A 23,215-nucleotide genomic window follows, 5' to 3' on the forward strand; every position below is an offset into this window, starting at 1 on the left:
CGGCGGGTCAGGGGGCGGGGGCGGGGGCGAGCGGGATCGTGGGTCTGGCGGTCTAGCCCGGCCGCCCCGTGCGCAGGAACCCCGCCAGCAACTCGTGCAGCACGGCCGCGCCCTCCTCGGTCAGTAGTTCGTGGCCGGCCCCGGCGGCCTCCACGTACCGGAAGTCCGTGCCCTCCGTACGGCCGATCCGCAGCAACTCGTGGCGCAGCGAACGCGACTGGCTCACCGGTACCACCTCGTCCCGGTCCCCGTGGACGACCAGCAGCGGCGAGGTCAGCCGGTGTGCTAGCTGGAGTACGTCGCGCGGGCCGCGGGCATCGGTGATCGGATCGCTGCCGCCCAGCCGACTGGTCAACGCCCGTACCGGGCCCGACGCTTCGGCGAGCAACCGCGCCCCGGACAGGAACGGCGCCACCACCGCGCAGCGCGCGACCTGTGCCGCCGGGGCGTGCGCGGCCGCCAGCAGGGCGAGGAAGGCGCCGTAGCTGACGCCGAAGAGGGCCGGCGGCTCCAGCCCGAGCGCGGAGCGCTGGCCGGAGATCCCTTCCAGCAGGGTCAGCACGTCGTCCAGGTCCGGGCCGCCCCAGGCGCCGCGCACGGCCAGCGCGTGCTCCAGCCCGTAGCCGATACTGCCACGCTGGTTGGGCGCGACCACCGCCAGCCCCGCCGCGGCCATCCGCTGGAGGGTCGGGTCGAACTCCAGCCGCCACGCGTCCGCCGGGCCGCCGTGCAGTGCCAGCACCAGGTGCGGGCTGCTGAGCCAGGCGTCGCCGCCGTACACCACGGCCTCCAACGGCCCTGCCGCACCGGCGAGTTCGAGGCTCTGGGCGGGCAGCCAGCGGCCGCCGTCGCCGGGCGGCGTGCTGGCGTCCAGCCGCCAGCCGGGCGGGGCGCAGCGGGAGACGCGGGGCCCGCCCGGCGAGCGCCGGGGCCGGACGGCCTCCTGCCCCGGCCCGGGCAGGAGGCCCGGCAGCTCGGGCGGGCCCGCCGGCTCGCGCTGGCCCGACGGCCCGGGCGGGTGTGGCTGCCCCGGTGAGCCTGGCGGGCCGGGCAGCAGCCCGGCGCCGAGCGGCGCCAGCTGGAGCGGCAGCGGCATGGTGCTCGGCAGCCCCGCCGGGCCGACCCCGAGCAGGGCGTCCACCTCCAGTGTGGCCAGCGCGGCCGGGTGGTCGGGGGAGGAGTACGGCATCCGCAGTCCCGCCGCCGACCAGTGCCCCACCGCGCCCAGCTGCCCCGGCGGCACCGGCAGCGCGTCCAGCCGCCCGCCCGACGGCTGCCACAGCGCGAGCGACGAGGCCGCGCCACGGTCGACCTGGACGGCGACCCGGACCGCGTCCAGCGATCGCGCTCCGGGCTGGAACGCGATCGGACGCAGGAACACCCCCGGCACGTGCAGGCACTCCGGGAAGCGCAGCGGCGCGTTGCCGCCCAGCACGCCCCAGCCGAGCCGGTCCGCGCCGGGGGCGTCGCTGCGCACCATGGCGAAGTGGGTGTCCGGGTCGAACAGCACCAGCCGGTCGTTGCTGCTCTCGGAGATCTCCAGCAGCGGTGTGACCTCGCCGCGCCGCAGATCGAGTACGACGGTCTTGACGACCCCCTCCGACACCTGGTCCAGGGCGAGCAGCCCGCCGACCCGGTCCAGCCAGACGCCACCGCCGTGCAGACCGGGGATCCCCGCGACCTGCTCGGGCCGCGACCCGTCCGTGCGGATCAGCCACACGGTGGTCAGCGGTTGGGCATCGGTGCCGAGCGCGACGGCCACCGGGGCGGAGCGCGCGACCGCCGCGCGGGAGGCGCCGGCCGGCCCGGGCAGCGGCAGCAGCCGCAGCCCGGGCATCCGCAGGGTGGCGAGCCACTGTTCGGTGGCCGTACCGTCCGGCTCGGCCTCGGGAGCAGGTCGCGCGTCGGCGTCGGGCTCGCCCGAAACCAGCACCAGTTCGTGCCGCTCACCGTCGTGCCGGCAGACCAGCACCCCGCCGTCGGGCAGCGACACCAGCTGAGCGCGCGGGTCCTCGGCGCGGTCGCCGGGCAGCGCAAGCGCCGTCGGCACGGCGGCACCGCCGCCGCGCGGCAGCCGCCAGCTCTCCGCGTACCAGCCGCCGTCGGCGCCGGAGGCCAGGCACGCGGCATGCGTGCCGTCGGCCGCGAAGGAGAAGCTCGTCCGCCGCAACGCCCGCGTCACAGCGCGGGTGGCGACCTTCACGACCCCGTCACCCCCGCCCGCGCGCGGGGCGTGCCGGTCTCCGCGGTCGTCAGGGCGCTGCGGGCGCGGGTGAGGGGCCAGCGTTCTGGTGGGGGCCCGGTGCGCAGGCCGAGGACGGCCGGGGCCAGCCGGCGCGCGATGGGGCTGGTGCGGGCGGCGAGGGCGAGCCAGCGGCCGAGCCGGTCGGCGAGCGGTCCGGCGGACGGGAGGTCGGCGAGTTGCGGATCGTGGCCGGTGGCGAGCAGGAAGAGCAGGCCGCCGAGGGAGTACAGGTCGGCGCTCTGCTCCACGCGGCATCCCTCGGCGGTGAGCGCGCGCGGCGCCCCGGGCCCGTACTCGGGGGCCCGGTAGCCGGGCCGGCGCGGCGTGCGGGCGAGAGCGGGGACGGTGGAGGAAGGGCAGCCGGGGCCGGCCTCGGCTGCGAGCTCCAGGTCGACCAGCCGCAGGCTGCCGTCCGGCAGGACCAGCACACCGCCCGGCGACAGGTCGCGCAGCACCAGGCCGAACGCGTGCACCCTCTCGACGAGTCCGATCAGCGCCAGGGCCACCGCCCGTACCTCGGCCCAGTCGGCGTCCGGGCGGCCGCCTCCGGCGAGCCGGGCGCCCTCGGCCCAACTGCCGAGCGGTCGGCCGGTGAGGTGCTCCCGCACGAGGAAGACCGAGCCCCCCTGTTCGACCAGCCGGATCGGCCGGGGGACGAGCCCGTGCCCGTCGAGCCGCTCCAGCAGCGCGGCCTCGTGCCGCAGTACGGCGCCGGCTTCGCCGTCCGCGCGGGCCTGCTTGACGACCACGTCCGTGATCGCGGAGCCCTCGACGGTGTCCCGGGCGAGGAAGACGGCCTGCCCGGCGGTGCGCCGAACGGCGGCCGTCAGCGCGTACCGGCCGGCGAGCAGCGCTGTGCCGCCGCGGCGGCGGGCGATCGGTCGGGGCGCTCCGGGGCCCGTCGCCGGCCCCCTCCCCTCGACGGGGCCGGACCTCCCCGCCGCCGCCCGCCGGCCGCCGCCCTGCCACGTGTCGTCCGCGCCGGGCTCGGTGTAGCCACGGCTGCCGAGCGCGCGGAAGCGGTGCCGCCCGCCGGACACCTCCCCGCCGGCGGTCTCCCGGCTGCCACCCTGGCCACCGCGGCCGCCCCCGGCGTCCCCTCCGCCCATCGTGTACGAGTGGCCGGACAGGAGGACCTGGCCGGGCGGACCCTGCAGGTCGGACGTCGCGCGCCGCAATTCCCGGGCGAGTCGCTGGAATTGCTCCGCACTGCCCGGAAAGAGTGTGATGAATTGCCCGGCCGGGCTTCTGGCTCCGCCCGCGCCGCCGCCTCCGCCGTCACGGGAATTGCCGTTGTTCAGCAATTCCCGGTCGGTGATGAACCTGAAGGTGCAGCGATCGCGAGCGACCACCTCGGCGACCGCAGCCAGTACCGCGCCCGCGCCCGCCCGCGTCGCGCCCAGCCGGATCCGCCACCCCCGCGCGGGTGCCGCGGGCCCGGGCGGCTGCGACCCGAGCTGCCACTCAAGCTGTGACGCAAGCTGCGGCTCACGTTGCGACTCAGGCCGCGGCGCCGGCCGCAGCGTGCACCAGGGGTTCCCGGCGGCGAGCTCCCAGCCGCACCCGCCCCCGGGCGGTTCCACGGCCCCGGCCACCGCCGCCCGGGCGATCTCCAGCAGCGAGCCGCCCCCGCCCGGCGCACCGCTCACCGCATCCGCCGGGGAGGCCGGTACGGGCACCCACTCCATCTCCTCCACCATCGGCCCCACGGCCGTACTCAGCGGTGTGCCCGTCGTCATCGCTTCACACCCCTTCGTCCTGGCGCCCTCGGCGTCCGCTGCTGCGCCCACCCGGGCCTGATCGGCTTTCGGACGGGCGGGAGGCGGCGCTCGGGGCATTGCGGGCGATCGGAGTTCGAGAATTCCGGGGCCCTTGCCGAATGCCTTTCAAGGGCCCCTCGTCACCGCGCCATCCGTATCGCTCGGCTCGCGCGTTGCCCTTTTGGCCCTCGTCTCGCTCGTGGCCCGCGTAACGCTCGAAAACGCCCGTTTGCAGAAGTGAAGTTACTTTCGGGGCCGATGGGGCTCAACGGGAAGCAGGTCACTTCACTCGTAAGGGTGATCCAGTCTCGCTTTCGAATGCGCGCGGGCCCGCCGGTGTGACCAGGGGCCGGCCCGGTCGTGCGGTGGTCCCGGTGGCGTTGCCGCCGCCCTGGCGCGCGGCCGCCATGGCGTACACCGGTTGACGGGCGGGCGCGGCACCCCGGCGCCCTACGGCCGGACGCCCGGGTGGCCCCGCGCGCACGGTAGTCTCAACAGGTGCCGAAACTGTCCGACGTCATCAGTGAACTCGAAGAGCTCTACCCGCCGCAGTGGGCGGAGTCCTGGGACGCCGTCGGCCTGGTCTGCGGAGACCCGGAGGCCGAGGTCCGCCGCGTCCTGTTCGCCGTCGACCCCGTACAGGCGGTCGTCGACGAGGCCGTCGAGTGGGGGGCGGATCTGGTGGTCACCCACCATCCCCTCTATCTGCGCGGCACCACCAGCGTCGCCGCGACCTCCTTCAAGGGCCGGGTGGTGCACACCCTGATCCGCGCCGGTATCGCGCTGCACATCGCGCACACCAACGCCGACCATGCCGCCCCGGGTGTCTCCGACGCCCTGGCCGAGGCGGTCGGGTTGCGCGTCACCGGCCCGCTGATCCCGGACCCGACCGACCCGGAGGGCCGTCGGGGCAGCGGCCGGATCGGTCTGCTGGAGCCACCGCTCACGCTGTCGGCCTTCGCCGCCCAGGTCGCCGCCGGACTGCCGGCCACCGCCGCGGGCGTGCGGGTGGCGGGTGACCCGGACCGGCTGATCAGCCGGGTCGCGGTCTGCGGGGGCTCCGGTGACAGCTTCCTCGCCGAGGCACGGGCCGCGGGCGTCGACGCGTACGTGACCGCGGACCTGCGCCACCACCCGGCGTCGGAGGCCACCGAGGCGGCGCCGGTCGCGCTGGTCGACGCCGCGCACTGGGCCACCGAGTGGCCCTGGCTGAACCTGGCCGCCCGCGCCCTGGGCGCCGCGGCGGACAAGCACGGCTGGCAGCTGGAGACCAGGGTGTCCCACCGGGTCACCGACCCGTGGACCGCCCACGCCCCGATGGCCTTCACCCCGGGCCCGCAGACCACCGATCCCACCGCGACGACGTCGCCCACCTCGGCCACGTCGCCCACCGCCTCCACCCCGGCCGTCGGCTGAGGCCCCACCGTGCCGCCCTTCTCTCTGACCGATCTACAGGAGCTCTCCGCTTGAACGCCGCGCCCGCCGACCAGATCCGCCTGCTCGACCTGCAGGCCATCGACTCCCGCCTCGACCAGCTTGCCCACCGGCGTCGCAGCCTGCCCGAGCACGCCGAGATCGACCAGGCCACCGCCGACCACACCGCCCTGAAGTCCCTGGTCGTCGCCGCCCAGGCCCAGCTCGGCGACACCAACCGTGAGCTGACCAAGGCCGAGCAGGACGTCGAGCAGGTCCGCAGCCGCTCCGCCCGCAACCAGCAGCGGCTGGACTCCGGCGCGATCACCTCGCCCAAGGACCTGGAGAACCTCCAGCACGAGATCGGCTCGCTCGCCAAGCGCCAGTCCGACCTGGAGGACGTCGTCCTGGAGATCATGGAGCGGCTGGAGTCCGCCCAGACCCGGGTCACCGAGCTCGGTGCCCGCCTGGAGCACTCCACCGTCGTCCTCAATGAGGCGCAGGCCCGCCGGGACGCCGCGTTCGGCGAGATCGACACCGAGGCCGAGAAGGTCAAGCGCGACCGCGAGACCGTCGCCGCCGTCATCCCGGCCGACCTGCTGAAGCTCTACACCCGCCTGCGCGAGCAGCAGGGCGGCGTCGGCGCGGCCCGGCTCTACCAGCGCCGCTGCGAGGGCTGCCGGGTGGAGTTCGCGATCACCGACCTGAACGCGATCAAGGCCGAGCCCAAGGACGCGATCGTCCGCTGCGACAACTGCGGGCGCATCCTCGTCCGCACCGCAGAGTCGGGCGTCTGAGTCCATGGCGGGGCGCAGGCTGATCGTCGAGGCGGACGGCGGCTCCCGGGGCAACCCGGGGCCGGCCGGTTACGGCGCGGTGGTGCGCGACGGTGACACCGGGCAGATCATCGCCGAGGTGGCCGAGTTCATCGGGCACGCGACCAACAACGTGGCCGAGTACAAGGGCCTGATCGCCGGGCTGCGGGCGGCCCGCGAGATCGATCCGGACGTCTCGGTGGACGTCCGGATGGACTCCAAGCTGGTCGTGGAGCAGATGTCCGGGCGCTGGAAGATCAAGCACCCCGACATGCAGCCGCTCGCCGCCGAGGCGAGGACGATCCTCCCGCGCGGCCAGGTCAAGTACACCTGGATCCCGCGCGAGCGGAACAAGGACGCCGACCGGCTGGCCAACGAGGCGATGGACGCGGGCAAGGCCGGCCGGCAGTGGGAGGCCAGGCCGCTCAAGGCCGCGCTCCGGCCGGTGGAGCCGGCCGAGGCCGCCCCGCTGGAGACGGCCGCGCCCAAGGCCGGCTGGGCCGCCCCCGCCGACCTCGGTACGCCCACCACCTTCGTCCTGCTGCGCCACGGCGAGACCCACCTCACGCCGGAGAAGCGGTTCTCCGGCAGTGGCGGCAGCGACCCCGAGCTCTCCGAGAAGGGCCGCTGGCAGGCTGAGCGCGCTGCCGCGGCCCTCGCCGCGCGGGGCAGTGTCCAGGCCGTGGTCTGCTCGCCGATGCGGCGGGCCCGGGAGACCGCGGAGACCGTCGCCGCCCGCCTCGGCCTGGAGGTCCGGATCGAGGAGGGCCTGCGCGAGCTGGACTTCGGCGCCTGGGAGGGCCTGACCTTCGCCGAGGTGCAGGAGCGCCACCCGGTCGACCTCCAGGCCTGGCTCGCCTCCGCGAAGGCCAAGCCCACCGGCAGCAGCGAGAGCTTCGCCACGCTCACCCACCGGACGGGCGTCACCCGCGACAAGATCCTCGCCCGGTACGCCGGCAGGACCGTGCTGGTCGTCTCGCACGTCAGCCCGATCAAGACGTTGGTCCGCCTGGCGCTCGGCGCCCCGCCGGACTCCGTGTACCGGATGGAGCTGGCGGCGGCCGGGATCTGCGCCGTCCAGTACTACTCGGACGGCAACGCCTCGCTGCGGCTGCTGAACGACACCGGCCACCTGCGCTGAGGTCGACGGCCGGCTGAGCCGGGCGCGCGAGCGCACGGACGGAGACGGGGCGGGCGCGGGCTGCCGCCCCGCCCGCGCCCGCCCCGGCCTCAGTGGATCTCGGTCACCACGACATCCAGCTGCCACGGCTTGCGCGCCGTGCCCTCGGCGGCCACCTCCACCCGGTAGTCCAGCTCCAGCAGCGCGTCCACCAGCTCCCGCGGGGCCTTCGGCTCCGCGCCCGCGGTCAGCAGGTCGCGGACCAGCCGCCCCTTGGTCGCCTTGTTGAAGTGGCTCACCACGGTGCGCTTCAGCACCCCGTCCACCTCGCGCTGCTGGAGCACCCGTACGGTCGCGGTGCGGGAGGCCACCTCGCCGGCCGGCTTCCAGGCCGCCGCGTACGCGGAGCTGCGCAGGTCCAGTACCAGCCCGTCCGCCACCTCCGGCAGCACGGACGCCATCGCGCCCCGCCAGTACGCCCCGAGCGCCCCCAACGGTGGGAGTTTGACGCCCATCGAGCACCGGTACGGCGGGATCCGGTCGGTGATCCGCACGGCACCCCAGAGGCCCGAGAACACCAGCAGCGAGCGCGCCGCCCGCTCGTACGCCGCCTCGTCGAGCCGCGCCAGGCCCAGGTTGTCGAACAGCACGCCGGTGTACACCTCGCCGGCGGGCAGCGCCCCGGCCGTCGGCAGGCCGGCGTTGCGCACCAGCTCGCCGCGCAGGCCCTGGCTCAGCCCGAGCACCTCGGCGGCCCGGTCCGCGTCGCCGGAGCACAGCTCGACCAGGTTGGCGAGCACGGCCGCACGGGCCTGCGTCAGCCCCGGAAGCGAGAGCCCGCCGAGGTCCACCGGCACCCCGGCCCCGGACGCGGCCTTGCCCTCCGAGGGCGGCAACAGCACCAGCACAGCGGCACTCCTCAACACTTTGTAGCGGATGACCCCGCCACCCTACGCAACGCGGGCGGCCACCCGGGCCTCCGGTCCGGCTCGTGGGCCGACCCACCCCGCGGCTGACCCGGCGGCCCACCCCGCCGCGCCCAACGGCGCGTTCACCCCGCCGCGCTCACTCCCCGGCGGCCGTCACCAGCGCCGCACCGGCGCCCAGGGCCAGGCAGACGGGGGAGTAGTACCGCCGGTCCAGCCGGGTGAAGCGCTCCGTGCGCCGGAGCCGCCCGCTGCCGAACAGGAGCAGCCCGCCCACGCCACGGCCCAGCATCACCGCGGCCACCGTGCCCGAGCCCGAGCGGCGCAGCCACCCGGGACCGGCGGCCGGCAGCACCCCCGACCGCGCGCCCACCAGGTATGCCGCCGCACCCAGTGCGCCGGCCACCGCCAGGCACGCCGCGGGCGGCGGGACCCCCTCGCCCGTCCCGACCACCACGTCCGCGAACTCCTGCGGCGTGCTCAGCGGCCAGGGCGTCGCCGCCCACACCGCATGCAGCGCCCCGGTCGCCGCCAGCGCCGCCGACACGGCCGTACCCGTCACCTTCACCGCATCCATCACTCAACCCCCTTCGGTGCCATTCACCTTACGGCCCGTCAGCCCGCGCGCGGCGGGCGGCCCGTACTCCTCCGGGTCGGCCGCAGGCCACCGCAGGCCCGCCCCCGCCCACCTCGCCCCCACCCGGCACATGTGGCGCGGATCCGCCGGAAATCGCCTGAAACGTCCTACGCTGCCCCCATGCCACGCCGAAAGCTGAGCGTCAAGGCCGCTGACTCCGCGCGGATCAACGCGGAGTTGGCCGAGCTGCGCACCCGCCTGGAGATCCGCGTCGAGTGGCCCGCCGAGGTGCTCGCCGAGGCCGAGGCGGCGGCCGGCTCGCCGCGGATGCCCGACCACGACGGCACCGACCTGCCGCTGTTCACCGTCGACCCGCCCGGCTCCCGCGACCTCGACCAGGCCATCCACCTCGCCCATCGCCCCGGCGGCGGCTACCGCGTCCACTACGCCATCGCCGACGTGGCCGCCTTCGTCCGCCCCGGCGGGGCGATCGACGCCGAGGCCCGCCGGCGGGTCGAGACCCTCTACCTCCCCGACCGCCGTATCCCGCTGCACCCCGCCCGGATCTCCGAGGACGCCGCCAGCCTGCTGCCCGGCGAACTGCGCCCGGCCCTGCTCTGGCAGATCGACCTGGACGCGGACGGCGCCGTGCTGCTCGCGGACCTGCGCCGCGCCCGGGTCCGCTCCCGGCGGCGCCTGGACTACGCGGGCGTCCAGCGGGCCGTCGACTCCGGCGGCGCCGACGAGCAGCTCGCCCTGCTCGCCACCGTGGGCCGGCTGCGCGAGCAGCAGGAGCAGGCCCGGGGCGGGATCAGCCTGCCCGTCCCCGAGCAGGAGATCGAGGAGACCCCGCACGGCTACCGCCTCGCCTACCGCGCCCAGCTCCCGGCCGACGGCTGGAACGCCCAGATCTCCCTGCTGACCGGCATGGCCGCCGCCGAGCTGATGCTCGACGCGGGCGTCGGACTGCTGCGCACCCTCCCCGCCGCCCCCGAGTCCGCGTACGCGCGGCTGCGCAGGGTCGCCCACGCGCTCAAGGTGGACTGGCCGCCCGGCACCCCGTACCCGGACCTGATCCGCTCGCTGGATCCGCAGGTGCCCCTGAACGCGGCCTTCCTCAACGAGTGCACCGGCCTGCTGCGCGGCGCCGGCTACCACGCCTTCGACGAGACGCATGGCCTGCCCGCCCCCGCCGACCCCGGCCACGCCGCGCTCGCCACCCCGTACGCGCACTGCACCGCCCCGCTGCGCCGCCTGGGCGACCGGTTCGCGCAGGAGGTGTGCGTGGCGGTCGCCGCCGGGGAGGACGTACCGGACTGGGCGCGGGCGGCGCTGCCCGCCGTACCGGCGCTGATGGCGGGCGGTGACCGCCGGGCCGCGGAGGTCGACCGGGCCTGTATCGACCTGGTGGAGGCCGAGTTGCTGCACGGGCGCGAGGGTGAGGCCTTCGACGCGGTGGTGATCGACATCGACGACCGGAAGCCGGTCAACGGCACCGTCCAGCTGCGTGAGCCCGCCGTCCGCGCGAAGTGCGACGGGGACGGCGTGGCCCGGATGCCGCTCGGCGAGCTGATCCGGGTCCGGCTGACGGTGGCCGACCCCGCCACCCGTACGGTCCGATTCGCGCCCGTCTGACTACGCTCAGGTGCGATCATCGGAGGGTGGTCGAACATTCCGCCCCGCCGGGCCGTGAGCCCGCCCCGCCAGGCCAGGCCGCGTCCGTCGCGCCGGGCCGTCGTCGCAGACTGCTGGTCCTCGGCATCTGCTGCCTGAGCCTGTTCATCGTGGGCCTCGACAACACCGTGGTGAACATCGCGCTGCCGGCGATCCAGCAGGACCTGGACGCGCCCGCGTCCGGCCTGCAGTGGATCATCGACGCCTACACCTTGGTGCTGGCCTCCCTGCTGATGCTGTTCGGTTCCGTCGCCGACCGCTTCGGCCGCCGCCGCGTCTTCCAGGCCGGACTGCTGCTCTTCGTGCTCGGCTCCCTGTTGTGCAGCCTCGCGCCCAGCCTGGAGTGGCTGGTGCTGTTCCGCGCGCTCCAGGCGGTCGGCGGCTCGATGCTCAACCCGGTGGCGATGTCGATCATCACCAACACCTTCACCGAACCGCGCGAGCGGGCCCAGGCGATCGGCGTCTGGGGCGGGGTGGTCGGCATCAGCATGGCGCTCGGGCCGCTGCTCGGCGGCTTCCTGGTGAGCGGCGCGGGCTGGCCGGCGATCTTCCTGATCAACGTCCCGGTTGGCCTGGTCGCCTGCCTGCTGACGGCCCGCTACGTCCCCGAGTCCCGCGCGGCGCACCCGCGCCGGCTGGACCCGGTCGGGCAAGTGCTGATGATCCTGCTGCTGGGCTCGGCCACCGCGGCCATCATCGAGGGCCCCGAGCACGGCTGGACCTCGCCGCTCATCCTCACCCTCGCCGTGATCGCGCTGTCGGCCCTGATCGCCTTCCCGCTCTGGGAGCGGCGGGTGCGCGAGCCGCTGATCGACCCGCGCTTCTTCCGCAGCGTGCCGTTCTCCGGCGCCACCGTCACGGCGGTATGCGCGTTCGCCGCCCTCGGCGGCTTCCTCTTCCTCAACACCCTCTACCTACAGAACGTCCGCCACTACAGCCCCGTCGAGGCCGGCCTGTGGACCCTGCCGATGGCCGCGATGATGCTGCTCTGCGCGCCGCTGTCCGGACGTATCGTCGGCAGCCGGGGCCCGCGCGGCCCGCTGCTGGCCGCCGGCACCGGCCTCGCCTGCTGCGGCCTGCTGCTCAGCCGGCTGACCGCCGACTCGCCGGCCGTCCTGCTGCTGGTCTCCTACGCGCTGTTCGGCTTCGGCTTCGGCATGGTCAACGCGCCGATCACCAACACGGCCGTCTCCGGCATGCCGCGCGCCCAGGCCGGTGTCGCGGCGGCGGTGGCCTCCACCAGCCGGCAGGTCGGGCAGTCCCTCGGGGTCGCGGTGATCGGCACCGTCGTCACCTTGGCGGTGGCCGGGCCGTTCGCCACCGGATTCGCCCAGGCCAGCCACGCCGGGTGGTGGATCATCACGGGCCTGGGCGTCGCCGTCCTGGTGCTGGGCATCGTCACCACCACCCCCTGGGCCGCCCGGACGGCCGTCCTGGTGGCCGCCGAGTTCGGCCCCGAGCCCGTCCGGCAGCCGGCCGGGTTACGGCAGGCCCCGCCCGAGCGGCTACGATGACCACTACGGCGGACGAGCCGGCCGGGCGGTCGCGTCGGGCTCCTTCGGGGGCTCGCCGAGGAACGTCCGGGCTCCACAGAGCAGGGTGGTGGGTAACGCCCACCCGGGGTGACCCGCGGGACAGTGCCACAGAAAACAGACCGCCGGCGGCTTCGGCCGCAGGTAAGGGTGAAACGGTGGTGTAAGAGACCACCAGCGACCGAGGTGACTCGGCCGGCTCGGTAAACCCCACCCGGAGCAAGGTCAAGATCGGTGCCCTCGGGCACCGTGCGCGGATGATCGAGGGCTGCTCGCCCGAGTCCGCGGGTAGACCGCACGAGGCTGTCGGCAACGGCAGCCCTAGATGGATGACCGCCTCCCCGGGCCGCGCAAGCACCCCGGGAGACAGAACCCGGCGTACAGGCCGCCTCGTCCGCCCCTCACCCCGCTGACCTGCGGGGGAGGGGCTTTTCTCTTGATCCAGAACGCTGCTGGGGAGTCCTGGGGGAGATCCATCTCAAACCAGCTTCTCGGGGGAGTTCCTCAGCCAGGCATCCATCGCGGCAACCCCACGCGAGCCAGCCTCCGGCATGAAATGAGTGTACGTCCGCAGCGTGAATGCCGGGTCGCTATGCCCGAGCCACGCCGCCAGCGTCACGATCGATTCTCCCGCCTGCAACACGGTCGAGGCGTACGTGTGCCGCAGCACATGGAACCCATGCTCCCGCGCTTCCGGCCAGCGCGCCGCGCCGCTCTTACTGCCCGACCTTGCACGTAGCTCCTCCTCGGTCAGCAAACCATCAGGGTCGGGAAGGGGATCGATCACTCCTGTGGCACCGAGCGCTGGCTTCCACGACAGCATGTTCCAGTCCGAGCGGTTAATCGCGTTCCCCTTGATCGTCGTCACCAGCAGCCGGACCTTGACCTTCGGCCGTGACTCCCACGGCAGGTTCGGCCGGTCTGGGTCCACCCATGGAAGCTCGACCTCAACTGTAGGGAACTGGTTCGAATGCTCCTTGAGCCGTTCCTCTAGGGCCGAAGGAACCGGTACGGTCCGCTCCTTGTTGCCTTTCGGCGGCCCAAAACAGAGCCGCGACCTGATCCTCATCACCTGCCGCTGAACGAGGATTTCCCCTCCAGACAGGTCGTCAGGGCTGAAGCCAAACGCCTCGCCCTGCCGGAGGCCAGCGGCAACGCCCAGATCGGTCAACGCCCGGTATCGGCCGGACAGCTCTGCGCGTACCGCCTCGACGGCCTCGCGCTCCCACCGGCGAGCCTTCTGCTTCGGCTTCACCGGCGGTCGGGCGGTGTCCAGGCCTCGACAGGGATTCACCGCGATTCGCTTCGCGTTCTTCGCTGCCTGGAGGATCGACGACAGGTGCCTCCAGGCCGTGCGCGCGGTTCCAGCACCGAGGCCGGCGTTCTCGGCCTCCACGACCCAGCGATTGACAGCATCGCTGTCGATCCGGTTCAGCGGCTGGCTCCCGAGCAACGGCAGAATGTGTCCGAACACCCGGTACTCCATTGCCTCCTTGGTACTCGGGGGTACCCGAAGTCCTGGCCACCAGTGCTTGCGGACGTACTCGTCGAGGGTGATGTCACCGTCGCGCGGGTCAATGAATTGACCGCGGCCAGAGTCGGTGGCGGAGGTCTTCAGCCAGGCCTTTGCATCCTCCAGCTTCTCGAACGCCCGGTCGCGGACGCCGGGGATGCCAGCTACCCGGTACCGCTTCCCCTTGCCCCAGCGGTCGGTGCGCTCCTTCTTGCCCGTCTCCGGGTTCGGCCTCTTGTTCAGCCAGCGATCTTCGACATACCCGGCCATCGTGACGCCCCCTCTAGATCGTCCATTCGGGCCCGCAGCATCCAGGGAGTCACCTGAAGCTCGTCAGCCATCTGCCATTGATCGGGCGCCCACTGCCGCACGCGGCAGAAGTCGCTGACGGCTATGAGTTTGCGCGCCGCGCGCTGGTCAGCACGGTGTTCGGCGCGGAGCCCAGCCGATCCGCCACACCCGACGTCCCCGGCGAGGATGTGCTCCAGCTCGTGCGCGAGAACGCAGCGCTCTTCGACGAGGCTGAGGCCGTCGGCGATGATCACCACTTGGTGTTGCGGAGCCCAGACTCCGAGAGTGTCCCGCAGCCACTCGCGGAGCACGGGGATTCCCAGGTGCTCTAGCTCAGCGTGCGGGTCATACGACAGCCCAATGGTGGCCCGATCGGCGGCTGTGGGCATGCGTCTCCCCCTGTACGGACGTGTGGGAGGCATGCCGAGAAGAGGGAGAATACACGGGAACCATGGGTAATGGTGAGGAAATACGCACTCAGTGTTACGGCGTGTCGTTCCGCTCTCTCACATACTCGGCGAGGCGCCGCTGGATCCGCTCAGCATCGTCCTCCGGCATGCCCGGATCACCCTCTCCCCAGCCGTGAGGCCGGTAGGCGACCAGCCCGTAATCCCTCTGCCGCTCCGGTCGCTCTGCGGGAATTGACCGCAGGAGCAGCTCTGCGGCCTCCTCGAACGCGTCCCGAAGCGCAGCATCCGCGCCTTCCCGGGCGCACGCGCGAGCGAAGGCGGCCACCGCCGGGTACAGCTCGATGGCAACTGGGGCCAACTCCGCCGGTGGAGCTGAAGTCTGTGGCTTCCGGGAGACGAGGCCGAGGTGTTGCTCGACCCTTCCGTCGGGCCACCCGAACACTCTCGCAACGGCGTAGTACCCGTCAGGGATTCGGCCGGGAGCCGGCGTCCGCCCCGTCTCGTAGTTGCTGATCGTCTTTCGGTCCAGCCCAGCTGCTTCGGCGAGGCTGGCCTGGGTCTCGCCTCGCTCCCGCCGCGTTCGCCTGATCTCCTCGCCGAGCTTCGCCCAGTCGAGGTGCCGTTCCTCGGCCGTGCCCATGCCAGACCTCAGCTCCCACTAACGGACAACGTTAGGCAACAGCATCGCAGATAGCGGCCCTGGTTGGGCAGTCGGGTTCCCGCCATTTCCCCAGGTGGGACAGGTGGAGGGTAGTCATTGCCCATGGAAGCTTGCTATTGCCCTTCATTGCCCATATCGTTGGACGGGTGAGAGCGCGAGGAGAAGACATACGGCGCAAGCGCGAACAAGCAGGCTATGGCCTGAATCGGTTCGCCCATCAAGTCGGTGTCTCACCAGCGCACTTGTCCCGCATCGAGCGAGGCCACCGAGGCGCTCAGCCAGAGGTGCTCAAGCGTATTGCCAGCGGGCTAAGCGTCGAGATCGACGAGATCGCCCACCCCTGATATGGGCAATGAAGGAAAACCATGTCCAGCACCGCCACTCCGCCGATTCCTCCGGCCTCGCCGGCTCTGCTGACAGTCGGGGAAGCCGCGGACTACATCCGCAGGACACCCAAAGCGATGTACCGCCTCCGGGCCCGCCGCGTAGGGCCGCCCAGCTTCAAGACTGGCCACCGCGTCATGTACCGCCTCTCGGCGCTCGATGCGTGGCTCGCCGCGCAGGAGGCGGCCGACTCGCGCTCCAACCCCGCTTTGGACCCCACGCGCGTTGCCCCGGAACCGAGCCGCGCCAAGGGGCGCAGGCGCTCGCTCACCGCCTGAACCACCTCAGACATGGGGCGGGCCCCCACCCCGGCATCGACTCCAGGGATGGCGGCCCCGGCCCACCGATCAACCCATCACAGAAGGAGGTAGGCCTCAGTGAAGCCTACTCGAAAGACTCCCCAGCACGGTCTGACGCTGGCGCTCCTCGCCATCCAGACCGAGCACCCCGAGCTCGCCAACCTCGGCCCCGTCGAGTGGACGGTCAGCCAGCTCGGTGTTCTGTACGGCAAGGTCGACGCGGTCGATGGTGAGGCTGTGGCCGCCGCCTACCAGGCCGTCGTCGGCGGTGACATCGAACCGCCGCTCCCGTTCTCCTGGGGCCACCAGGACATGACGGTCCGGATCCTGGACGTGATGTGGCGGGACGCGCGGGTGCAGATCCGTGTGGTGTCGCCGGTGCAGGCTGCGGCCGGTTCGGCGGTGGCCGCGTGAACGACAACGGCCCCCACCTCGCCTCGTACCAGGCCGCGCACGACGCAGCTGGCCACCTGATCGCCGCGCTCAGCCCGCTGCCGCACCACATCGAGATCCGCTGCTCCGCGTCCGCCCCGGGCAAGCCGCGCGTGCGGGTGTACACCCACAAGAACGTCGATGCGCTGCACGCCTGGCAGGCCGTCATCGGAGGCGAGTTGATCTCCGAGCGGTGGGACTCGGGGCAGATGCACTGGCTCCTGGCCACCGCGGTGGATGGCATCCCGGTGGAGGCGTGGACCCTGCTGGATGCCGTGGCGGAGCCGCTGCCGGTCCGCGAGAAGTGCAGCCCGGCTGAGGTCGCGGTGTGCGCGCGGTGGATGGATGCGCACGGCGATCCGGAGGCGTGGTCGACCGAGGTCCGTCAGGCGTACGCCAACACGATCGCGAACGCCCGTGCGGGCGGTGCGCTGTGACCCCGTTCTTCACGCTCCTGCTGATCTCCCTGCCGGTGTGGCTGGCGGTGGGCCTGGCCTGTTGGCCGACGCCGGGCCGTCACGCCGCACCCCGCAACTCCTCCCGGAAGGACGCCTGATGGCTCGCGACGAGATGCTCAACGCCGATACCAGCCCCGCCGGGGCATTCCACGTCCTGCTGCGGGTGCGCGGGATCCGGTACGACACGCTCGCGGCGGTCGCCGAGATGTGGCTGACCGACCGCGACCTCGTCGAGGAGCACCTCGACCGACTGGCCGCCGTGGTTGAGCGGCGCGGCGCCCAGTGGGACGCCGAGGTCGACGACGCCGAGTGCTCCTGGCAGATGGACGAGGCGCACGTCGAGCTCGACGAGACGCAGGCGCTCCAGCTCGCGGATGAGCTGCGGGACGCGGCCGGGCGCACGTTCGGCCACGAGTCCCGGGCCGCCGCCGCTATCCCCTTCCCGCACCAGCAGAACAGGAGCGCCGCCTGATGAAGCACACCAACCGCGACAACTTCCGCGTGCAGGTCAGCGGGACCATTGACCTCCCCGCCCCAGTCGGACCCCGCCTCCGGCTGGACATGACGGGCGTCATCCACCCGCAGCGCCTCGGTGACTTCGGCTGGGTCTCGATGTCCGACAGCCTTACCGGGGACAACATCCAGGGCCGGTACGAGGAGCGCTGCCGGGAGATCGTCTCAGCGCTGGCTGGCCAGTACCCGGGGGTGAAGGCCGAGGTCGTGTGCGACAGCCGCGACGAGTGCTCGCACTGCGGCCTGGGCTGGGAGGTCTGGACAGCCGAGGACGCCGCCCGCTGGCCGGACGAGTCGTCCGTGATCGGCGAGCCGGCGTGCTGCGAGGCTGCGCAGGCCGAGTTCTACGCGGCGAAGGCGGTGCAGGAGGCATGAGACTCCAGACCCGCAGGACCTGCACCGAGCAGGCCCGCGCGATGACCATCCTCCGCGACCAGGTCGCCCGCCTGAGGGCCGAGCGCCGGGAGCTGACCGACCTCAACGTCCGGCTCGCCCGCAACCTCACCACGGCCGAGGAGGCGCTGGCCGCCTGCACGGGCAGCGTCGTCGAGGCTCACCGCGAGCTGGTCGCCGAGAACGCCCGCCTCCAGGCCGAGGTCGACGCCGTCCGCAAGGACCGCGACGGGATCCGCGCCCAGCTCGACCACGCCCTCGGCTACGGCGCCGAGGAGCTCACCGCCATCGAGGCCGGCAAGACCAAGGCCGACGCGGCCCCCGCCGCCCAGTGACCGACCGACAGCCGGCCGGGGCGCACGCCGCTCCGGCCGCCACACCGGAGAACACCACCGTGAGCACTGACATCGTGCGGGTCCAGGCCCTCACTGCCTCCCTGCCGGACCTCGTCCGGTACGCCGAGCACCTCGCCAAGGCCGACCTGCTGCCCAAGCAGTTCACCAACCGCCCCGCCAACGTCCTGTACGCCATCGAGTACGGCCGCACCCTGGGCATCACTCCGATCGCCGCCCTCACCGGCATCCACGTCATCGAAGGCAAGCCTTCCGCGAGCTCTGGTCTGATCGGCGCCCTGGTCCGGCACGCCGGCCACAAGCTGCGGGTGAAGGGTGACGACCGTCAGGCCGTCGCGCAGATCGTCCGGGCCGATGACCCCGACTGGACGTACGAGGTCACCTGGACGCTGGAGCGGGCCGCGCAGGCGGGCCTGTGCCAGATCAAGAACGGGAAGCCCCACGCCCGGGACTACAAGGACCGGCCCACCGCGTGGGAGAAGTACCCGGCCGCGATGCTCAAGGCCCGCGCGATCACCGAGGTTGCCCGGGACGCCTGCGAGGACGTGCTGTTCGGGCTGCACTACACGCCGGAGGAACTTGGCGCGTACGTCAACCAGGACGGCGAGCCGGTGGAGGCTCCGGTGCAGCCCCTGCGGGTCGTCCAGGCCGAGCCTGTCGCACAGCGGGACTTCCTGCACGAGGCGCACGAGGCGGCCACGGCTGCGGATGTGCGCCGGATCTGGCAGGAAGCCGGGGCCAGCGGTGCGGACCGCGAGTACCTGGATCGGATCGCGGAGGTCGGCCGGGAGAAGGCCGCCGAGCCGGCCGGTGATGACGCGGTCGTGGACGCCGAGGTCGTCGAGGCCGACGAGCAGGCGGTTGCGGTCGATGAGCTGCGGGCTGCCGCGCTGGTGGCGGGTGTCGCCGACACGGTGGAGGCCGACTTCGCGCAGTCGTACGGCGTGAGCATCGCCGACGCGGCCGTGGCCCAGATCCGCGAGATGGCCGGCCTGCTGCGAGGTGCGGCGTGAGCCTCAAGGATGCGGCCACCCGCGCCGCCGTACTCGCCACCCTGTACGACGAGATCGGGACCCAGCTGAAGGCCGCCAAGGCCGAGATGCAGGCCGGGCTGAAGGCCGCGAAGGCCGAGACCGGTACCCGGCAGATTGGCGCGGAGCTGCCCGACGGCACGCCCGTCGCCAAGATCACCCTGGTCACCCCCGACCCAGCCGCCGAGGTCGTCGATGACGAGGCGTTCCTCACCTGGGTCCGCCAGCACCACCCGGACAACGTCACCCGCCGCTTCGTCACCGAGGTTCGCCCGGCGTTCGTGAAGTCCCTCCTGGCCGAGATGACCGTGGCGGGTTGCCCGCAGTGGTGCGACCAGGAGACGGGCGAGGTCCACACCGTGCCCGGCGTCAAGTTGCAGCCCCGGGCCGCGTACCACCGCACGACGTTCGAGACGCACGGCAAGGCGGCCGTTGCCGCAGCGTGGCAGGCCGGCCAGCTCACAAACATCGCCCTGCCGCAGATCACCCCCGGAGGTGCCGAGTGAGCCGCCGTCACAAGATCCTGCACGCGCCGATCGCCGAAGGGCTGCGCGCCCTGCCCGGGGAGTGGGGCCTTGTCGACAACTACGTGTGGCGGTCTGCCGCACGTGGCACTGCCCACCACATCCAGACCGGCGCTCTGCGCGCCTACCAGCCCGCAGGTTCGTTCGAGGCAGAGGTCCGCCACGACGCCGACGGCGACGCCCTGGTCTACGCCCGCTACGTCGGACGGCCCCGCAGCGGGTCCGACACTGGACGCCCCGGTTGCAGCTGCGAGCAGTGCCGGGCCGCGATGCGCGCCTACAGTCGCCGCCGCAACCTCATGGCCGCGACGGGCCGCCAGCTCACCATCGACGCCGCCCCCGTCACAGCGCACCTGCGCCGGCTGTGGGCCGCTGGCGCCGGGTGGAACGAGCTCGTCGCCGTGACCAGCTGCTCCAGCTCCTCGATCAGCGCCTACCTGAACGGCACCCGCACCATCGTGCGGCGGACCACAGCCTGCCGCATCCTGAGCGTCCGCCTCGCTCAGGTCATCTGCCCCAACCGGTCCGTGTCGGCACTCGGTTCGGTCAGGCGGCTGCGGGCGCTGGTCGCCGCGGGCCACCAGATCCAGGAGATCTCCCAGGCCTGCGGCATCGACCAGACGACCGTGTCCTACCTGGTCAACCAGCACATCGAGACGGCGCGGGCGGCCACCCACCAGGCCATCGACGCAGCGTTCGAGCGTCTGTCGATGGTGCCCGGCACGGACACGAGATCCATCGCCCGCGGACGCCAGAACGGCTGGCCCGCCGCTCGCATGGGACAACCCGGACGACCCCAACGAGGAGCCGCCTCTCGACACGGCGGCGTCCCGCCCGGAGGCGATCGTCGAGGACGTTGCCGAGCTCGCCAGTCAGCGCCTCCCACGCGAGGTCATCGCCGCGCGGCTCGGCGCCAGCTGGAGCTACATCGGCAGCATCCACTCGCGGCTGGGGAAGCCGCTCCCTCAGGTCTCAGCGTGACGCCTCGCCACACCCCGGCCGCTACCGCAGGCCGCGACGAACCACCCACCACACCGATCGGAGAACCCCGATGACCGCGACGCCCACACTGCGCGTCCTGTCCCTCGGCGCCGGCGTGCAGTCCACCACCCTCGCCCTGCTCTCCGCCGAAGGCCGCCTGCCCAGACTCGACGCCGCCGTGTTCGCCGACACCGGGTGGGAACCCGCCGCCGTCTACCAGCACCTCAACCGGCTGGAGCGCGAAGTCCTGCAGCCCGCCGGCATCCCGCTCCACCGCGTCTCCGCCGGCAGCATCCAGCGCGACGTCCTCGACCCGAACAAGCAACGCTCCCTGCCCGCCCACACCCGCGACCCGCAGACCGGCGAAGACGGGATGCTGAACCGCCGCTGCACCCAGACCTACAAGCTCACCCCGATCCTCCGCCAAGTTCGGCTCCTCCTCGGCGCCACCACCCACAACCCGGCCCCGTGCCGATACTGCGACGGCGCCGGCACCCGCATCGCCCCCTGGCGGGCCAAGCTCGACGACCACACCCCCGGGCCGTGCTCCGTCTGCAATGGCACCGGCGCCATCACCCGCGCCGGCCAGCCGCAGCGCAACGCCTGGGCTGAGCAGTGGATCGGGTTCTCCACCGACGAGATCGGCCGCGTCTCCATCCGCGCCGACACCCGCTACAGCCGCTCCCGCCACCCGTTGCTGGAGCTGAACATGTCCCGCACCCAGTGCGAGGCGTACCTGAAGTCCCGCGACTGGGGCGATACGGAGAAGTCGGCCTGCATTGGCTGCCCGTTCCACGGCAACGCCCACTGGCGACAGATGCGCGACACCGACCCCGCTGCATGGGCCGAGGCCGTCCAGTTCGACCACGACTACCGAACCGGCCCCGGCCTGCGCCACGAGCGGTACCTGCACATCTCCCGTCTCCCCCTCGACCAGGCGCCCATCGACCGCGTCCAGCGGCGCGAACACCGGCAGGACGACATCTTCGACGCCCTGTTCGAGGTCGACCTGGAACGCGCCGAGCAGGGCGACCCGGACGGCTGCTCGCCCTGGGCATGCCGCTCCGGCAGCGCCGCCTGACCCCTTCCACCTCCCGGGGCGGGGCCGACGCAAGCCCCCCGCCCCGGGCGACCAACCCACCAGCACCGCCAGAGAGGCCAACCAGTTGAGCACCGAGGCAGTGACATGGGCCATGGACCAGGCGCCCATGCTCCTCACCGAGAAGGGCAAGCCGGACACCACGTCGCGGCACGTCCTCCAGGCGCTCGCTGAGCACGCCCACCGGGACGGCGGCGGCGCCCGACCGTCGGTCCTCCGACTGCAGTACCGCACCGGCTACGACCGCCGGACCGTTCAGCGGGCTCTGCGCCGACTGGAGGACGGAAAGCTCATCACCGCCGAGGGCGTCGTCCGCGGCTGCACCCAGTACCGCCTGTCGATCCAGATGGTCCGGCCGGAGTCGGACTGGACTCTGCTGGAACTGGAGGAGGAGAAGCTCCGGGAGGCTACGGCGGACCGGGTCCGCAAGCACCGCTCCAAGGCCGTAACGCACGCAGACGCCGTTACCGAGCTCGATGTAACGCACTCTCCGTCCGTACGTAACGACGTTGAAGTGCGTTACGAGGCCGATGTAACGCACTCAGACGACGTACGTAACGCACTCAACGCCGCCCGAACCATCAAGAACCACCCAACTACAGAACCGTCAGGGAACCACCACCACCCGGCGCCCGCGCAGAACCTGCCCGTGCTGTGGCAGCCCCCGGTCGTCGCGGCAGTCGCACCCGCCGAGCCCAGTTGGCTCGCCCAGCTCCAGGCCGCCATGAGCGCCAGCGGCATCAACGTGCCCTGGAAGTTCGCCGGCGGCGAGCGGCTTCTCGTCGAGAACGACTTCAAGCGCCTCGGCATCCCGCTGATGGTCCGCTACGCCATCGACGCCGCAGCCGGCGCCCAGCGCGGGCCGTTCAGCAGCCGCTTCTTCTACTCCGGATGGCGAAGCATTCCCACCCCCGTCAGCCAGAACATCGCTCCGCTGCAACCGAAGGACCGACGGCAGCAGGAAGCCGACGGCCGCCTCGACCGTTTCGCCGCCCGAGCTGCCGCACGAGCCGTCCAGCGTAAGGAGATCTCATGAACGAGGACGACGAGTGGGTTGCCGTCTACCACTACATCCAGGCGATGTTCCCGCAGCAGCGGTTCGACGAGTTCACCCCTGATGCCTGGTACGAGGTCCTCGGCGAATACGACATGTACACCGTCAAGAGTGCTGTCAATGCACACGCCGCGAAGAGGCCGTTCATCTCCCCCGCCGAGATCATCGCCGCCATCCGCGACACCTCAGCCGAACGGATGGACGAGTTCGTCTACGAGCCCAGTAGCCCGGACGAGACGCCACAGCAGTACCTCGCCAACCGCCGACGCCAGCTCGATGCCGTACGCCGCGGCCTGCGGCCCGCAGTACTCGCTCTGCCGCCCGGCAGGCCCCTCGGCGACCTCAGCTCTATCGGTCGTCAGATCCCCACCGAACACCAGCCCGTCCGCCGGCCCGGACCGCTCGGCGTCGAATGCCCCCGCTGCCACGCCGCCGCCGGCAAGAACTGCCGCACCACCTTCCGTGGCCGCCGCATGGCCGACGTTCACCCCGCCCGCCTCGAAGCCTCCAGGAGTCGCACGTGAACGCCCCGATGCCCGCAGGCCTTCGCCCCAACCAGCAGGACCGGCCGCCCGAGTGGGCTATCACCTGCCCCGTCCCCACCTGCAAGGCCCGGCCCGGCAACCGCTGCACCACACCCCGCGGCCGCCACCTCCACGCCGGCAGCCACCCCACGCGGCTCGACACCTGGCTCGTCCAGCAACACGCCGCCTGAGCCCGCGCAACCGGTCCCACGCCGCCCCGCGCACGCGCCCCG

At 72.8% G+C, this 23,215-nt stretch carries 27 protein-coding genes and 1 other RNA gene; 21 read left to right on the top strand and 7 right to left on the bottom strand.

Annotation, left to right across the window (positions count from 1 at the left end):
• Positions 1-52: 52 nt before the first annotated feature.
• Entirely contained in the window at positions 53-2,203 is a 2,151-nt protein-coding gene (locus ACIBH3_RS04025) for a prolyl oligopeptidase family serine peptidase (RefSeq protein ID WP_396310268.1), read from the bottom strand.
• On the bottom strand, positions 2,200-3,354 hold the full coding sequence (locus ACIBH3_RS04030) for a hypothetical protein (protein ID WP_396310269.1): 1,155 nt from the start codon (positions 3,352-3,354) through the stop codon (positions 2,200-2,202). The genes ACIBH3_RS04025 and ACIBH3_RS04030 overlap by 4 nt, the downstream gene beginning before the upstream one ends.
• A gap of 415 nt (positions 3,355-3,769) precedes the next feature.
• On the opposite strand from ACIBH3_RS04030, the gene ACIBH3_RS04035 reads away from it, so the two are divergent.
• The 4 genes from ACIBH3_RS04035 to ACIBH3_RS04050 all read left to right on the top strand — a co-directional run bounded on the left by ACIBH3_RS04035 (position 3,770) and on the right by ACIBH3_RS04050 (position 7,374).
• Positions 3,770-4,045 (top strand): hypothetical protein, encoded by a 276-nt coding sequence (locus ACIBH3_RS04035; RefSeq protein ID WP_396310270.1) that lies wholly within the window; start codon positions 3,770-3,772, stop codon positions 4,043-4,045.
• A 458-nt stretch (positions 4,046-4,503) separates the two neighbouring features.
• Positions 4,504-5,421: a Nif3-like dinuclear metal center hexameric protein gene (locus ACIBH3_RS04040; protein WP_396310271.1), complete on the top strand. Its 918-nt coding sequence runs from the start codon at positions 4,504-4,506 to the stop codon at positions 5,419-5,421.
• A 50-nt stretch (positions 5,422-5,471) separates the two neighbouring features.
• Positions 5,472-6,215, top strand: a complete 744-nt coding sequence (locus ACIBH3_RS04045; protein ID WP_396310272.1) for a zinc ribbon domain-containing protein — start codon at positions 5,472-5,474, stop codon at positions 6,213-6,215.
• Between the two features lie 4 nt (positions 6,216-6,219).
• Complete coding sequence (locus ACIBH3_RS04050) at positions 6,220-7,374, top strand: bifunctional RNase H/acid phosphatase (protein WP_396310273.1); 1,155 nt, start codon at positions 6,220-6,222, stop codon at positions 7,372-7,374.
• An 89-nt stretch (positions 7,375-7,463) separates the two neighbouring features.
• On the opposite strand, the gene yaaA is transcribed toward ACIBH3_RS04050, so the two are convergent.
• Together yaaA and ACIBH3_RS04060 are read right to left on the bottom strand one after the other, a co-directional pair.
• On the bottom strand, positions 7,464-8,261 hold the full coding sequence (gene yaaA / locus ACIBH3_RS04055) for a peroxide stress protein YaaA (protein ID WP_396310274.1): 798 nt from the start codon (positions 8,259-8,261) through the stop codon (positions 7,464-7,466).
• A gap of 157 nt (positions 8,262-8,418) precedes the next feature.
• Positions 8,419-8,856 carry a DUF3995 domain-containing protein gene (locus ACIBH3_RS04060; RefSeq protein ID WP_396310275.1) on the bottom strand — a complete coding sequence of 146 codons (438 nt, stop codon included), beginning with the start codon at positions 8,854-8,856 and terminating at the stop codon, positions 8,419-8,421.
• Between the two features lie 180 nt (positions 8,857-9,036).
• Between ACIBH3_RS04060 and ACIBH3_RS04065 the strand changes: the two genes are divergently transcribed.
• From ACIBH3_RS04065 to rnpB, 3 genes are all read left to right on the top strand, one after another.
• A complete protein-coding gene (locus ACIBH3_RS04065; protein WP_396310276.1) occupies positions 9,037-10,491 on the top strand; it encodes an RNB domain-containing ribonuclease in 1,455 nt (484 codons plus the stop codon).
• Between the two features lie 110 nt (positions 10,492-10,601).
• Complete coding sequence (locus tag ACIBH3_RS04070) at positions 10,602-12,044, top strand: DHA2 family efflux MFS transporter permease subunit (protein ID WP_396310354.1); 1,443 nt, start codon at positions 10,602-10,604, stop codon at positions 12,042-12,044.
• A 13-nt stretch (positions 12,045-12,057) separates the two neighbouring features.
• Positions 12,058-12,459, top strand: an RNA gene (rnpB, locus tag ACIBH3_RS04075) — RNase P RNA component class A.
• 81 nt (positions 12,460-12,540) lie between these two features.
• Here the strand turns inward: rnpB and ACIBH3_RS04080 are convergent.
• From ACIBH3_RS04080 to ACIBH3_RS04090, 3 genes are all read right to left on the bottom strand, one after another.
• Positions 12,541-13,845, bottom strand: a complete 1,305-nt coding sequence (locus ACIBH3_RS04080) for a tyrosine-type recombinase/integrase (protein ID WP_396310277.1) — start codon at positions 13,843-13,845, stop codon at positions 12,541-12,543.
• Complete coding sequence (locus ACIBH3_RS04085) at positions 13,815-14,288, bottom strand: ImmA/IrrE family metallo-endopeptidase (RefSeq protein WP_396310278.1); 474 nt, start codon at positions 14,286-14,288, stop codon at positions 13,815-13,817. The genes ACIBH3_RS04080 and ACIBH3_RS04085 overlap by 31 nt, the downstream gene beginning before the upstream one ends.
• Positions 14,289-14,349: 61 nt before the next feature.
• Positions 14,350-14,916 (bottom strand): helix-turn-helix domain-containing protein, encoded by a 567-nt coding sequence (locus ACIBH3_RS04090; RefSeq protein WP_396310279.1) that lies wholly within the window; start codon positions 14,914-14,916, stop codon positions 14,350-14,352.
• Between the two features lie 167 nt (positions 14,917-15,083).
• On the opposite strand from ACIBH3_RS04090, the gene ACIBH3_RS04095 reads away from it, so the two are divergent.
• The 14 genes from ACIBH3_RS04095 to ACIBH3_RS04160 all read left to right on the top strand — a co-directional run bounded on the left by ACIBH3_RS04095 (position 15,084) and on the right by ACIBH3_RS04160 (position 23,173).
• Entirely contained in the window at positions 15,084-15,281 is a 198-nt protein-coding gene (locus ACIBH3_RS04095; RefSeq protein WP_396310280.1) for a helix-turn-helix domain-containing protein, read from the top strand.
• Positions 15,282-15,302: 21 nt separating this feature from the next.
• A complete protein-coding gene (locus ACIBH3_RS04100; RefSeq protein ID WP_396310281.1) occupies positions 15,303-15,599 on the top strand; it encodes a helix-turn-helix domain-containing protein in 297 nt (98 codons plus the stop codon).
• Positions 15,600-15,698: 99 nt separating this feature from the next.
• Complete coding sequence (locus ACIBH3_RS04105; protein WP_396310282.1) at positions 15,699-16,034, top strand: hypothetical protein; 336 nt, start codon at positions 15,699-15,701, stop codon at positions 16,032-16,034.
• Entirely contained in the window at positions 16,031-16,489 is a 459-nt protein-coding gene (locus ACIBH3_RS04110) for a hypothetical protein (RefSeq protein ID WP_396310283.1), read from the top strand. The genes ACIBH3_RS04105 and ACIBH3_RS04110 overlap by 4 nt, the downstream gene beginning before the upstream one ends.
• Before the next feature lie 118 nt (positions 16,490-16,607).
• Positions 16,608-16,982 carry a hypothetical protein gene (locus tag ACIBH3_RS04115; RefSeq protein WP_396310284.1) on the top strand — a complete coding sequence of 125 codons (375 nt, stop codon included), beginning with the start codon at positions 16,608-16,610 and terminating at the stop codon, positions 16,980-16,982.
• Entirely contained in the window at positions 16,982-17,398 is a 417-nt protein-coding gene (locus ACIBH3_RS04120; RefSeq protein WP_396310285.1) for a hypothetical protein, read from the top strand. The genes ACIBH3_RS04115 and ACIBH3_RS04120 overlap by 1 nt, the downstream gene beginning before the upstream one ends.
• A complete protein-coding gene (locus ACIBH3_RS04125) occupies positions 17,395-17,751 on the top strand; it encodes a hypothetical protein (RefSeq protein ID WP_396310286.1) in 357 nt (118 codons plus the stop codon). Before ACIBH3_RS04120 ends, ACIBH3_RS04125 begins: the two co-directional genes overlap by 4 nt.
• 59 nt (positions 17,752-17,810) lie before the next feature.
• Positions 17,811-18,782, top strand: coding sequence for a hypothetical protein (locus ACIBH3_RS04130; protein WP_396310287.1), 972 nt, complete (start codon positions 17,811-17,813; stop codon positions 18,780-18,782).
• Positions 18,779-19,306 (top strand): hypothetical protein, encoded by a 528-nt coding sequence (locus ACIBH3_RS04135; RefSeq protein WP_396310288.1) that lies wholly within the window; start codon positions 18,779-18,781, stop codon positions 19,304-19,306. The genes ACIBH3_RS04130 and ACIBH3_RS04135 overlap by 4 nt, the downstream gene beginning before the upstream one ends.
• Positions 19,303-20,379: a hypothetical protein gene (locus ACIBH3_RS04140; RefSeq protein ID WP_396310289.1), complete on the top strand. Its 1,077-nt coding sequence runs from the start codon at positions 19,303-19,305 to the stop codon at positions 20,377-20,379. Before ACIBH3_RS04135 ends, ACIBH3_RS04140 begins: the two co-directional genes overlap by 4 nt.
• Positions 20,376-21,386 (top strand): hypothetical protein, encoded by a 1,011-nt coding sequence (locus tag ACIBH3_RS04145; RefSeq protein ID WP_396310290.1) that lies wholly within the window; start codon positions 20,376-20,378, stop codon positions 21,384-21,386. The genes ACIBH3_RS04140 and ACIBH3_RS04145 overlap by 4 nt, the downstream gene beginning before the upstream one ends.
• A gap of 127 nt (positions 21,387-21,513) precedes the next feature.
• Entirely contained in the window at positions 21,514-22,440 is a 927-nt protein-coding gene (locus ACIBH3_RS04150; RefSeq protein ID WP_396310291.1) for a hypothetical protein, read from the top strand.
• A complete protein-coding gene (locus ACIBH3_RS04155) occupies positions 22,437-22,982 on the top strand; it encodes a hypothetical protein (protein ID WP_396310292.1) in 546 nt (181 codons plus the stop codon). Before ACIBH3_RS04150 ends, ACIBH3_RS04155 begins: the two co-directional genes overlap by 4 nt.
• A complete protein-coding gene (locus ACIBH3_RS04160; protein ID WP_396310293.1) occupies positions 22,979-23,173 on the top strand; it encodes a hypothetical protein in 195 nt (64 codons plus the stop codon). Before ACIBH3_RS04155 ends, ACIBH3_RS04160 begins: the two co-directional genes overlap by 4 nt.
• The last annotated feature ends 42 nt before the right edge of the window (positions 23,174-23,215 follow it).

Origin of the sequence: Kitasatospora sp. NPDC050543 (genome assembly GCF_044457565.1) — a bacterium.
Lineage (GTDB): Bacteria > Actinomycetota > Actinomycetes > Streptomycetales > Streptomycetaceae > Kitasatospora.

Coding starts and splice junctions, on each gene's coding strand:
- ACIBH3_RS04150 (WP_396310291.1), top strand. CDS start 21,514: ATGCTCCTCACCGAGAAGGGCAAGCCGGACACCACGTCGCGGCACGTC.
- ACIBH3_RS04030 (WP_396310269.1), bottom strand. CDS start 3,354: ATGGGCGGAGGGGACGCCGGGGGCGGCCGCGGTGGCCAGGGTGGCAGC.
- ACIBH3_RS04080 (WP_396310277.1), bottom strand. CDS start 13,845: ATGGCCGGGTATGTCGAAGATCGCTGGCTGAACAAGAGGCCGAACCCG.
- ACIBH3_RS04120 (WP_396310285.1), top strand. CDS start 16,982: ATGAAGCACACCAACCGCGACAACTTCCGCGTGCAGGTCAGCGGGACC.
- ACIBH3_RS04155 (WP_396310292.1), top strand. CDS start 22,437: ATGAACGAGGACGACGAGTGGGTTGCCGTCTACCACTACATCCAGGCG.
- ACIBH3_RS04125 (WP_396310286.1), top strand. CDS start 17,395: ATGAGACTCCAGACCCGCAGGACCTGCACCGAGCAGGCCCGCGCGATG.
- ACIBH3_RS04050 (WP_396310273.1), top strand. CDS start 6,220: ATGGCGGGGCGCAGGCTGATCGTCGAGGCGGACGGCGGCTCCCGGGGC.
- ACIBH3_RS04065 (WP_396310276.1), top strand. CDS start 9,037: ATGCCACGCCGAAAGCTGAGCGTCAAGGCCGCTGACTCCGCGCGGATC.
- ACIBH3_RS04145 (WP_396310290.1), top strand. CDS start 20,376: ATGACCGCGACGCCCACACTGCGCGTCCTGTCCCTCGGCGCCGGCGTG.
- ACIBH3_RS04060 (WP_396310275.1), bottom strand. CDS start 8,856: ATGGATGCGGTGAAGGTGACGGGTACGGCCGTGTCGGCGGCGCTGGCG.
- ACIBH3_RS04115 (WP_396310284.1), top strand. CDS start 16,608: ATGGCTCGCGACGAGATGCTCAACGCCGATACCAGCCCCGCCGGGGCA.
- ACIBH3_RS04090 (WP_396310279.1), bottom strand. CDS start 14,916: ATGGGCACGGCCGAGGAACGGCACCTCGACTGGGCGAAGCTCGGCGAG.
- ACIBH3_RS04100 (WP_396310281.1), top strand. CDS start 15,303: ATGTCCAGCACCGCCACTCCGCCGATTCCTCCGGCCTCGCCGGCTCTG.
- ACIBH3_RS04085 (WP_396310278.1), bottom strand. CDS start 14,288: ATGCCTCCCACACGTCCGTACAGGGGGAGACGCATGCCCACAGCCGCC.